Annotated in this window: 10 protein-coding genes and 1 pseudogene; 6 read left to right on the forward strand and 5 right to left on the reverse strand. The window is 73.9% G+C overall.

The features are described from left to right. A pseudogene (locus ABD363_RS31730) lies at positions 1-152 on the forward strand (peptide ABC transporter ATP-binding protein); the annotation flags it as partial. A 72-nt stretch (positions 153-224) separates the two neighbouring features. On the opposite strand, the gene ABD363_RS31735 reads toward ABD363_RS31730, so the two are convergent. Genes ABD363_RS31735 through ABD363_RS31755 form a run of 5 tightly spaced genes read right to left on the reverse strand, consistent with a single transcriptional unit; the run spans position 225 to position 6,040 of the window. Continuing rightward, positions 225-1,214: an ABC transporter ATP-binding protein gene (locus ABD363_RS31735; protein WP_344609879.1), complete on the reverse strand. Its 990-nt coding sequence runs from the start codon at positions 1,212-1,214 to the stop codon at positions 225-227. Continuing rightward, positions 1,211-2,209 carry an ABC transporter ATP-binding protein gene (locus tag ABD363_RS31740; RefSeq protein WP_344609881.1) on the reverse strand — a complete coding sequence of 333 codons (999 nt, stop codon included), beginning with the start codon at positions 2,207-2,209 and terminating at the stop codon, positions 1,211-1,213. Before ABD363_RS31740 ends, ABD363_RS31735 begins: the two co-directional genes overlap by 4 nt. Continuing rightward, positions 2,206-3,120, reverse strand: coding sequence for an ABC transporter permease (locus tag ABD363_RS31745; RefSeq protein ID WP_344609883.1), 915 nt, complete (start codon positions 3,118-3,120; stop codon positions 2,206-2,208). Before ABD363_RS31745 ends, ABD363_RS31740 begins: the two co-directional genes overlap by 4 nt. Then, positions 3,117-4,166 carry an ABC transporter permease gene (locus ABD363_RS31750; protein ID WP_344609885.1) on the reverse strand — a complete coding sequence of 350 codons (1,050 nt, stop codon included), beginning with the start codon at positions 4,164-4,166 and terminating at the stop codon, positions 3,117-3,119. The genes ABD363_RS31745 and ABD363_RS31750 overlap by 4 nt, the downstream gene beginning before the upstream one ends. Before the next feature lie 38 nt (positions 4,167-4,204). Next, positions 4,205-6,040 (reverse strand): ABC transporter substrate-binding protein, encoded by a 1,836-nt coding sequence (locus ABD363_RS31755; RefSeq protein WP_344609887.1) that lies wholly within the window; start codon positions 6,038-6,040, stop codon positions 4,205-4,207. A gap of 325 nt (positions 6,041-6,365) precedes the next feature. Between ABD363_RS31755 and ABD363_RS31760 the strand changes: the two genes are divergently transcribed. The 5 genes from ABD363_RS31760 to ABD363_RS31780 all read left to right on the forward strand — a co-directional run. After that, positions 6,366-7,994 (forward strand): peptide ABC transporter substrate-binding protein, encoded by a 1,629-nt coding sequence (locus ABD363_RS31760; protein ID WP_344609889.1) that lies wholly within the window; start codon positions 6,366-6,368, stop codon positions 7,992-7,994. Positions 7,995-8,003: 9 nt separating this feature from the next. Next, on the forward strand, positions 8,004-8,927 hold the full coding sequence (locus ABD363_RS31765; protein WP_344609891.1) for an ABC transporter permease: 924 nt from the start codon (positions 8,004-8,006) through the stop codon (positions 8,925-8,927). Continuing rightward, positions 8,920-9,990 carry an ABC transporter permease gene (locus ABD363_RS31770; RefSeq protein ID WP_344609893.1) on the forward strand — a complete coding sequence of 357 codons (1,071 nt, stop codon included), beginning with the start codon at positions 8,920-8,922 and terminating at the stop codon, positions 9,988-9,990. The genes ABD363_RS31765 and ABD363_RS31770 overlap by 8 nt, the downstream gene beginning before the upstream one ends. A gap of 9 nt (positions 9,991-9,999) precedes the next feature. Next, a complete protein-coding gene (locus ABD363_RS31775; protein WP_344609895.1) occupies positions 10,000-10,974 on the forward strand; it encodes an ABC transporter ATP-binding protein in 975 nt (324 codons plus the stop codon). Then, on the forward strand, positions 10,967-11,262 hold a 296-nt coding region (locus ABD363_RS31780), incomplete at its 3' end, for an ATP-binding cassette domain-containing protein (protein WP_344609897.1). The genes ABD363_RS31775 and ABD363_RS31780, both read left to right, overlap by 8 nt.

Here is an 11,262-nt window from a genome sequence, read left to right on the forward strand (position 1 = left end):
TCCGCACCCGCTGCTGGAAGGCGCAGGACAAGTGCGCCCAGGAGGTGCCGCTGCTCGCGGTCCCCGAGCGGTTCAAGGGCACCGACTCCCCGGCCGCCCACGAGTCGGCCTGCCACTTCGCCGAGGAGAAGGACGTGGTCCACGCGGCCTGACGTCCCCTCCGCCCCGCTCCGGTTCCCGGCACCCGCCTTCAGGTGCCGGGAACCGGCCTTTTCCGGGTCGCGTCAGGCGGACGCCGCAGCCCGCGCCCAGTGGCAGGCCACCTGCGCCTCACCGCTCCCGTCGAGGACGCCCGGGTCCTGGCCGTGGCAGGCGTCCGCGACCCCCGCCCGTTCCGCCTCGCCGCTCGCCAGGACGGGGCAGCGGGGCCGGAAGCGGCAGCCGCCGGGGATCCGGGAGGGGTCCGGGGGTTCGCCGGACAGCACCACCGGGTCGCCGGGGGCCTCCGGCAGCACCGACAGCAGGGCCCGGGTGTACGGATGGCGGGGCGCCGTCAGGACCTGCTCGACCGGGCCCGTCTCCACGATGCGGCCCAGGTACATCACCGCCACCCGGTCCGCGATGTTCCACGCCAGTCCCAGGTCGTGGGTGACCACCAGCGCGGCCAGGCCCAGTTCGTCGCGCAGCCGCAGCAGCAGGGCCAGGATCTCGCCGCGCACGGAGGCGTCCAGGGAGGCCACCGGCTCGTCGGCGACGAGGAGTTCGGGCTCCAGCGCCAGCGCGCCCGCGATGACGACGCGCTGGCGCTGGCCGCCGGACAGCTCGTGCGGATGGCGCAGGAAGAACCGCTCGGGCGGGCGCAGGCCCGCGCGGGCCAGGGCCCCGGCGACCGCCGCCCGCTCGTCGCCGCCGCGGCGGTGGATGCGCAGGCCCTCGGCCACCGCGTCGTACACCGTGTGCCGCGGGTTCAGCGAGCCGCTCGGGTCCTGGAGGACCAGCTGGGCCCGCCCGCGGTACGCCTTCAGGGCGCGCGAGGTGTACGTCAGCGGCCGCCCGGCGAAGCCGACGCCGCCCGCCGCCGGCCGCACCAGGCCCAGCAGCGCGCGGGCCAGTGTCGTCTTGCCGCAGCCCGACTCGCCGACCAGCGCCACGATCTCGCCGGGCCGGACGTCGAGGTCGACGCCGTCCACGGCCCGCACGGGCGGGCCGCCGTGCCGGCCGGGGTACGTCACGCGCAGCGCCCGTGCGCTGAGCAGCGGTGCGGGTGTCGTCATGAGGCGCTCCCAGGGTTCCCGCGGTCCTCGGCCGGCGCGGTGGCCGCCGCGTCCACGTGCACACAGGCCGCCCGCCGGTCCGGCGCCGCCCGGCGCAGCGGCTGGTCGTCCGTGCCGCAGCGCTCCAGCGCCACCGGGCAGCGCGGGTGGAACGCGCAGCCCGGCGGCACCGCGGACGGGTCCGGCGGGTCGCCCGGCAGGCCGCGCGGGGCGAACCGGGAGGCCGGGTCGCCGATGCGCGGGAAGGCCGCCGACAGGGCCCGGGCGTACGGGTGCCGGGCGTCCTCGTACACCGCCCGGGCCGGGCCCTCCTCGACCACCCGGCCCGCGTACATCACCGCCAGCCGGTCGCAGGTGTCGGCGAGGACCGCCAGATCGTGACTGATCATGATCAGCCCGAGGTCCTGTTCGGCGACCAGCCGCTCGATCAGCCGCAGGATCTGCGCCTGGACCATCACGTCCAGCGCGGTGGTCGGCTCGTCCGCGACGATCAGCCGCGGCGCGCAGGCCAGCGCCATCGCGATCATCACGCGCTGCCGCTGCCCGCCGGACAGCTGGTGCGGGTACGCCGACGCCCGCGCCGCCGGCAGCCCCACCTGCTCCAGCAGCTCGCCCGCCCGTCTGCGCGCCCCGGCGGGGGTCTCCCGGCGGTGCAGCAGGACCGGCTCGGCGATCTGGTCGCCGACGCGATGCACGGGGTTCAGGGAGTGCATCGCCCCCTGGAAGACGATCGAGGCCCCGGCCCAGCGGACCGCCCGCAGCCGGCCCCACCGCATCGTCAGCACGTCCTCGCCGTCCAGCAGGACCCGCCCGCCGGTCCGCGTCCCGGCCGGCAGCAGCCGCAGCAGGGCGAGCGCCAGCGTGGACTTGCCGCAGCCCGACTCGCCCGCGACGCCCAGCTTGCGGCCGGCCGCCAGGGACAGGTCCACGCCCCGTACCGCGGCCGCCCCGCCCGGATACGTCACCGTGAGGTTCTCCACCTCCAGCAGCGTCAACGGGCCACCCCCAGCCTCGGGTCGAGGGCCGACTCCACCGCCCGCCCGCACAGCGTGAACGCCAGCGCGACCGCCGCGACGGCGACGCCCGGCGGCACCAGGTACCACCAGTGGCCGGCGCTGACCGCGCCCGCCTCCCGCGCGTCCTGCAGCAGCCCGCCCCAGGAGACCACCGTCGGATCGCCGAGCCCGAGGAAGGCCAGCGTGGTCTCCGCCAGAACGGCGGCGGACACCATCAGCGTGGTCTGCGCCAGCACCAGCGGCATCACGTTGGGCAGCACATGCCGGGCCATGACGTGCCCGTGCCCGCCGCCCAGTGCCCGGGCGCGTTCGACGTACGGCCGCGCCTCCACCGCCAGCGTCTGCGCCCGCACCAGCCGGGCCGTGGTCGGCCACGTGGTGACGCCGATGGCCAGGATCACCGTCCCCAGCGAGCGGGACATGACCGTGGCGAGCGCGATGGCCAGCACCAGTGTCGGCATCACCAGGAACCAGTCGGTGACCCGCATCGCCACGGTCGCGTACGCCCCGCGGAAGTGCCCGGCGGTGATGCCGACCACCGCGCCGATCGTCACCGACAGCACCGCCGCGAGCAGCCCCACCAGCAGCGACACCCGTGACCCCCACACCACCAGCCCCAGCACGTCGCGCCCGAACCGGTCGGTTCCCAGGGGGAACTCCCCGCTCGGGCTCTGCAGCGGCCGGCCCGGCGCGTCGGTCACGCCGGTCACGTCGGAGCCGACCGTCAGCGGCGCGGTCAGCGCGACCAGCGCGAACAGGGCGAGCACGGCCAGTCCGGCCGGCCCGGCGCGGTGGGCGCGGTAGCGCCGCCAGAACCGTACGGCGGCCCGGCGGCGGCGCTGCCGGGCGAGCCGGCGCGGCGTCGGGTGCGCCGCGGCGCCGGCCGTCACCGGCCCACCCGGGGGTCGAGCAGCGGATAGACCAGGTCGGCCAGGGTGTTCATGAGGATCACCGCCGAGGCGAAGAAGAGGAACAGGCCCTGCACCAGGGGCAGGTCGGGCACGCTCAGCGCCTGGTAGAACAGGCCGCCGAGGCCGGGCCAGGAGAACACCGTCTCGACGAGGATCACGCCCGCGACCGTCCGGCCCAGGTTGACGAAGACCAGCGTCACGGTCGGCAGCAGCGCGTTCGGCACGGCGTGCCGGCGCCGCACCAGGTCGTCCCTGAGCCCTTTGGCGCGCGCGGTCGTCAGGTAGTCGCCGCCCATCTCGTCCAGCAGCGCCGACCGGGCGACCAGCAGCGTCTGCCCGTACTCGACCGCGACCAGCGTGAGCACCGGCAGGACCAGGTGGTGGGCGACGTCGAGGACGCGCGCGAGGCCCTCCTCGCCGCCGGACTCCATGCCGCCGGTCGGGAACAGCCCGGGGACCGGGCCGGCGCCGACCGAGAACACGATGATCAGCAGCAGGCCCAGCCAGAACGACGGCACGGAGTACAGGGTCAGCGCCAGACCGGTGTTCAGCCGGTCCCCGAGCCCGCCGTGCCGCCAGGCGGAGCGGGTGCCGAGGGCGACGCCGACCGCGGTGTACAGCACGAACGCGGTGCCGGTGAGCAGCAGGGTGTTCGGCAGCGCCTCGGCGATCTTCTCGGTGACCGGCGCCCGGAACTGGTAGGAGGTGCCGAGATCCCCGGTGAACGCCTTGCCGCAGTAGTCCGTGAACTGCCGCCACAGCGGCAGGTCGAGCCCGAACTCCCTGCGGTAGGCGGCCAGCTGCTCGGCCGACACCGGGCGCCCGCCGGTCATCGTCTTCACCGGGTCGCCCGGGATCAGCCGGAACAGGAAGAACCCGGTGACGAGGACGGCGACCAGGGAGACGGCCGCGCCGCCCGCCTTCCCGGCCCCGTAGCGCAGGTAGGCGGCGGCCGTGCGGGCCCGCGGCCCCCGGGCCGCGGGCGCGGCCCCGGCGGCCGGTGCGGGGGACGCGCCGGCGGTCATCCGCGGCCCCCGGTGTGCGGAGCTGACCGGTCCATCGGCTACTCGCGGTCCTCGGCGCCGGCCCGCCGCCGCGCCGCCAGGAGGACGCCGGCGCCCGCGAGCAGGACGACGCCCGCGACGATGCCGGTGATCACGGCCGCCGGGCCGGCCCCGCCCCCGGAGTCGCCGGAGTCGGCCGGGACCGCCGACCACCAGCTCCAGTAGCCGTCCTGGCCGTAGATGTTGCCGGCGGCCTTCGGCATCGTCTCGATGGAGGCGATCTGGTCGGTGCGGTAGGCCTCCACGGCGTTCGGGTAGGCCATGACGTTCATGTAGCCGAGGTCGTACAGTCGGGACTGGAGCTGCTTGACGAGGGCGGCCCGCTTGTCCGGGTCGTACTCGGCGAGCTGGCGGGCGTACAGCTCGTCGTAGGTCCGGTCGCAGATGAAGTTGTCGGTGGCGCCGGTGTCCTCGGGGGTGGCGGGCAGGGCCGCGCAGGTGTGGAGGGAGAGCACGAAGTCCGGGTCGGGGTTGACGGACCAGCCGTCGAAGGCGAGGTCGTAGGTGCCCGCGAGCCAGGGGTCGCTGACGTTGTCCAGGCAGTCGAGCCGCACGCCGATGCCGAGCTCGCCCCACCACTCCTTCAGGTACTGGCCGACCGCCTTGTCGTTGGGGTCGGTGGCGTGGCACAGGACGCGGTAGGTGAGGGGCTTGCCGTCCTTGCCGACGCGCTTGCCCGCGCCGTTCCGCCGGTATCCGGCCTCGTCCAGGAGCCGGGCCGCCGCGGCGGGGTCGTAGGTGAGCTCCTGGTCCTTCGACGGTTTCCAGAAGTACCGGGAGAAGCGCGGCGGGATGTACCCGGCGCCCTCGGCCGCGTGGCCCTGGAAGACCTTGTCGACGAGGGTCTCGCGGTCGACGGCCCGGAACAGTGCGTGCCGCACCCGCCGGTCGAGCAGCGAGGGGTGGCCGTCGCCGAACCGCTCCCCGTTCCGGGCCCGGGCGCCGGGGTTGACGGCGAGGGCGTGGAAGCGGCGGCCGGGCGCGTCGTTGACCTCGATGTTCTCCTGGCCCTTCAGGGAGTCGGCCTGGGCGGGCGTCAGGGAGGGCGAGCCGGCCACGAAGGAGACCTCGCCCTTGCGCAGGGCGGCCACCGCGGCGTCCTGGTCCTTGTAGTAGCGGAAGACCAGCTCGTCGAACTCGGGCGCCCCGCGCCAGAACCGGTCGTTGGCCTTCAGCCGCACGTAGCTGTCGGGCCGGTAGCCGGTGAGGACGAACGGGCCGCTGCCGACGGCGGGGAAGTGCTTGTCGTTGTGGAACGCCGAGAAGTCCCCGACCTTCTCCCACACGTGCTTGGGCACGATCGGCACGTCGAGGGCGGTCATCGTGGCCTGCGGCTTGTTCAGCCGGACGACCAGCTCGGTGGGGCTGGGGGCGGTCACCTTCGCGAAGTTGGCGACGAAGCTGCCGTTCGCGGTGGCCGCCGCCTCGTCGGTCATCATCGTGTTGAACGTCCAGGCCGCGTCCTCGGCGGTGATCCTGCGGCCGTCCGACCAGCGGGCGTCGGAGCGGATCGTGTAGGTCCAGGTGAGCTTGTCGGCGGACGTCTCCCAGCGGGTGGCCAGGCCCGGGACCGGGCGGGCGTCCTCGACGTCGTAGTCGGTCAGGTACTCGTACATCAGCCGGTTGATGCCGGTGCTGACCAGACGGGTCGCCAGGAACGGGCTCAGCGAGTCGACGCTCTGCGCGACCGCGACGGTGAGGACCTTCTTGTCGCCGTCGGCCCGGGCCGCCTGCCCGGGGGCCACGACGGCGGTGAGGGTCAGGGCGGCGATGCCCGCGGCGGCGGCGAGCCGGGGGGCCGCGCTTCCTGTGCCGTGCTGATCTGGTCTGCTCATGTGTTCCGACCTCGCGTCATCGTTCACACGGCGCCTGGGTTGATGAGTGTGTCTATCAGCGCCCCCGGCACGCGTCAACGGGGCCTCGTATCCCATGTGGCCTGCGAAAACAGTGGAGTTGACGAGGCGGAGGAACCAGTGGTCCAGACCGGTGAAGCGCCGCTGGTGGCGGGTTGGCGGCAGCGGCGGCCCGCTGTCCGGCCGGGTGCCGCCGGACGGGGGACGGACGCCCCGGACGGACGAGATGAATGAGTGATATGCGCCTTTTCAGTAAATAGTGGCGGTGAGGGACCGACGCCCCGGCGCATCACGGAGGAGGCACGCCATGCGTGGAGCCAGGCACGCCCGGTGGGCCGTGTGCGCGGTGGCGCTGGCCCTGACGGCGACGGCCTGCGGCGGCGACGGCGGCAGCGGGGACCCCGGCGGCGGAGTGCTCAGCTCCTCCTGGGGCGACCCGCCGAACCCCCTGGAGCCGGCCAACACCAACGAGGTCCAGGGCGGCAAGGTCCTCGACATGATCTTCCGGAACCTGAAGCGGTACGACCCGCGCACCGGCGAGGCCGAGAACATGCTCGCCGAGCGGATCGAGACGACCGACTCGCGGAACTTCACCATCACCGTCAAGGACGGCTGGACGTTCAGCAACGGCGAGAAGGTCACCGCCCGGTCCTTCGTGGACGCCTGGAACTACGGCGCGAACCTGCGGAACAACCAGCGCAACGCCTACTTCTTCGCCTACATCGACGGCTACGACGAGGTGCACCCGCGAGGCGGCGGCCGGCAGCGGGCCGAGACGCTCTCCGGGCTGAGGGTCACCGGCGAGCGCACCTTCACCGTCCGGCTCCGCCAGAAGTTCTCCGGCTTCCCCGACACCCTCGGCTACCCCGCCTTCGCCCCGCTGCCCCGGGCGTTCTTCGACGACCACGACGCCTGGCTGGAGAAACCGGTCGGCAACGGCCCGTACCTGGTCGAGTCCTACGTCAGGGGCTCCCGGATGTCCCTGCGCCGGTGGGCGGAGTACCCCGGGGACGACAAGGCCCGCAACGGCGGGGTCGACCTGAAGGTCTACACCGACAACAACACCGCCTACACGGACCTGATGGCGGGCAACCTCGACCTCGTCGACGACATCCCGGCCGCCCAGCTGAGGAACGTCCGCGGCGACCTGGGCGACCGCTACCTCAACACCCCGGCCGGCATCCTCCAGACGCTCGCCTTCCCGTTCTACGACCGCGCCTGGAACAGGAGCGGCATGGAGAAGGTCCGCAAGGGCCTGTCCATGGCGATCGACCGCCGCCGGATCACCGAGACGATCTTCCACCGGACCCGCACCCCGGCCACCGACTGGACCTCCCCCGTCCTCGGCGAGGCCGGCGGCTACCGCGAGGGCCTGTGCGGACGGGCCTGCACGTACCGGCCCGAGGAGGCCAGGCGGCTGATCGCGGAGGGCGGCGGGCTGCCGGGCGGCCGGATCAGGATCACGTACAACGCGGACACCGGCTCGCACCGGCAGTGGGTCGACGCGGTCTGCCACTCCGTCAACCACGTGCTCGGCGACGACCGGGCCTGCGTCGGCGACCCGGTCGGCACCTTCGCCGACTTCCGCGGCCGGATCGCCGGCCGGAAGATGCCCGGCCCGTTCCGCGCCGGCTGGCAGATGGACTATCCGCTGGTCCAGAACTTCCTGCAGCCGCTGTACTACACCGACGCCTCCTCCAACGACGGCAAGTGGTCGAACCGGAAGTTCGACGACCTCGTCGACCGGGCCAACGCCGAGACCGACACGGCCCGGGCCGTGGACCTCTTCCGGCGGGCCGAGGAGGTCGTCCGGGACGCCATGGCCGCCATCCCGCTCTGGTACCAGAACGGCAGCGCCGGCTACTCGGAGCGGCTGTCGGACGTGCGGCTCAACCCCTTCAGCGTCCCCGTCTACGACCAGATCAGAGTCGGCTGAGGCGGCCCCGTGGGAGGGTACGTCGTCCGCCGCCTGCTGCAGACGGTCCCGGTCTTCGCCGGGGCCACCCTGCTGATCTTCCTGATGGTGCACGTGATGGGCGACCCCGTCGCGGGCCTGTGCGGCGAGCGGGAGTGCGACCCGGCGACGGCCGCCCGGCTCCGGCGGGAGTTCGGCCTCGACCAGCCGGTCCGGCAGCAGTACCTGACCTACCTGGGCAACGTCTTCACCGGCGACTTCGGCACCGCCTTCAACGGCCGGCCGGTCGCCGAGCTGATGGCGACGGCGTTCCCCGTCACCGCCCGGCTGACGGCCGTGGCGGTCCTCTTCGAGGTCGTCGTCGGCGTCACGCTGGGCGTCGTCACCGGCCTGCGCCGCGGCCGGCCGGCCGACACCGCGGTGCTGCTGGCCACCCTGGTCGTCATCTCCGTCCCGACCTTCGTCACCGGGCTGCTGCTCCAGCTGCTGCTCGGCGTCGAGTGGGGCTGGATCAGACCGTCGGTGTCGCCCCGGGCCCCCTTCGGCGAACTGATCCTGCCCGGACTGGTCCTGGCCGCCGTCTCCCTGGCCTACGTGACCCGGCTGACCCGCACCTCGATCGCGGAGAACCTGCGCTCCGACCACGTCCGCACGGCGATCGCCAAGGGCCTGCCGCGCCACCGGGTCGTCACCCGGCACCTGCTGCGCAACTCCCTCATCCCCGTGGTCACCTTCATCGGCACGGACGTCGGCGCGCTGATGGGCGGCGCCATCGTCACCGAGCGGATCTTCAACATCCAGGGCGTCGGCTACCAGCTCTACCAGGGCATCCTGCGCCAGAACACCCAGACCGTCGTCGGCTTCGTCACCGTCCTGGTGCTGGTCTTCCTGGTCGCCAACCTGCTCGTCGACCTCCTGTACGCCGTGCTCGACCCGAGGATCCGCCATGCCTGAGCAGCCCTGTGATCCGCAGCGCACGGCCGCCGGGGCGGGCCGGGCCGGCCGGACGGACCGCACGGCGAGCGAGGCGACGATCCCGCGGAAGCTCCCCTCCGGGCCCGAGGCCCCTTCCGGCCCCAGGGCCCCCTCCGGCCCCAGGGCCCCCTCCGGCCCGCGGACTCCTCCCGGCCCGGGAGGCGCCACCGGCCCGGAGGGCGCGGGCCCCGCGGGCAGACCCCGCGGCCTGTGGTCCGACGCCTGGCACGACCTGCGCCGCGACCCCGTCTTCCTGCTCTCCGCCCTGGTGATCTGCTTCCTGGTCGTCATCTCGCTGCGGCCGTCGCTGATCGCCTCCGGCAACCCCCTCGCGTGCGACCTCGCCAAGGCCCAGCAGGGCCCCGGACCCGGCCACCCCTTCGGCTACGACGGCCAGGGCTGCGACGTCTACACGCGCACCGTGTACGGCGCCCGCACCTCGGTCACCGTCGGCGTCTGCGCCACGCTGGGCGTGGCGGTCCTGGGCGGCGCGCTGGGCGGGCTCGCCGGGTTCTTCGGCGGGGCGGGGGACGCGGTCCTGTCCCGGGTCACCGACGTGTTCTTCGCGATCCCGGTCGTCCTCGGCGGCCTGGTGCTGCTCTCCGTCGTCGCCGGCGACACCGTCTGGCCGGTGGTCGGGTTCATGGTGCTGCTCGGCTGGCCGCAGATCTCCCGGGTCGCCCGCGGCGCCGTCATCGCCGCCCGGCAGAACGACTACGTCCAGGCCGCCCGCGCCCTCGGCGCCTCGAACTCCCGGCTGCTGCTGCGGCACATCGCGCCCAACGCCGTCGCGCCGGTGATCGTCGTGGCGACCCTCGCGCTCGGCACGTACATCGCGCTGGAGGCGACCCTGTCGTACCTCGGCGTCGGGCTGCGACCGCCCCACGTCTCCTGGGGCATCGACATCTCCGCCGCCTCGCCCCACGTCCGCAACGCCCCGCACGCGCTGCTGTGGCCCTCCGGCGCGCTGGCGCTGACCGTCCTGGCGTTCATCATGCTCGGCGACGCCGTGCGCGACGCCCTCGACCCGAAGCTGAGGTGAGCCGCCGCCATGCTGCTCGACGTGCGCGACCTGCGCGTGGAGTTCCACACCCGGGACGGCGTCGCCCACGCCGTCAACGGCGTCACCTGCGGTGTGGACGCGGGCGAGACCCTGGCCGTGCTCGGCGAGTCCGGGTCCGGCAAATCGGTGACCGCGCAGGCCGTCATGGGCATCCTCGACACGCCGCCGGGGCGGATCACGGGCGGCGAGGTGCTGTTCCGGGGCCGGGACCTGCTGAGGCTGGGGGAGGGCGAGCGGCGCCGGGTCCGCGGCGCCGAACTGGCGATGATCTTCCAGGACGCGCTGTCGTCCCTGAACCCCGTCCTGACCGTCGGCGACCAGCTCGGCGAGATGTTCACCGTGCACCGCGGCATGTCGCGCAGGGACGCGCGGGCGAAGGCCGTCGAGCTGATGGACCGGGTGCGGATCCCGGCCGCCCGCCGGCGGGTCCGCGACTACCCGCACCAGTTCTCCGGCGGTATGCGCCAGCGCATCATGATCGCCATGGCGATGGCGCTGGAACCCGCCCTGATCATCGCCGACGAGCCGACCACCGCCCTCGACGTCACCGTCCAGGCCCAGGTGATGGACCTGCTGGCGGAGCTGCGGCGCGAGTACCGCACGGGCCTGATCCTGATCACCCACGACCTCGGCGTGGTCGCCGACGTCGCCGACCGGATCGCGGTGATGTACGCGGGCCGGATCGTGGAGTCCGCGCCGGTGCGCGACCTCTACCGGGCGCCCGCCCATCCGTACACCCGGGGCCTGCTGGACTCGATTCCGCGCCTGGACCGCAAGGGCCGCGAGCTGTACGCGATCAGGGGCCTGCCGCCCAGCCTCCTGGACATCCCCTCCGGCTGCCCCTTCCATCCCCGCTGCCCCCTGGCGAGGGACGTGTGCCGCACCGACGTGCCCCCGCTGTACGAGGTGGGCCGGGGGCGGGGGAGCGCCTGTCACTTCTGGCGGGAGTGCCTCCGTGGCTGAGCCGGTCCTCCAGGCCGACGGCCTGGTCAAGCACTATCCGCTCACCCGGGGCGTCCTGTCCGGGAGGCGGGCCGGCGCGGTCAGGGCCGTCGACGGGGTCTCCTTCGGCCTGCACCGGGGCGAGACGCTGGGCGTCGTCGGCGAGTCCGGCTGCGGCAAGTCCACGCTGGCCAGGCTGCTGGTCAGCCTGGAGCGGCCGACGGCCGGCTCGATCCGGTACCGGGGCGAGGACGTCACCCGGTTGTCCGGGCGGGCGTTGAAGGCGGTCCGCCGCAACATCCAGATGGT

This window comes from Streptomyces glaucus, assembly GCF_039533365.1.
Lineage (GTDB): Bacteria > Actinomycetota > Actinomycetes > Streptomycetales > Streptomycetaceae > Streptomyces > Streptomyces glaucus.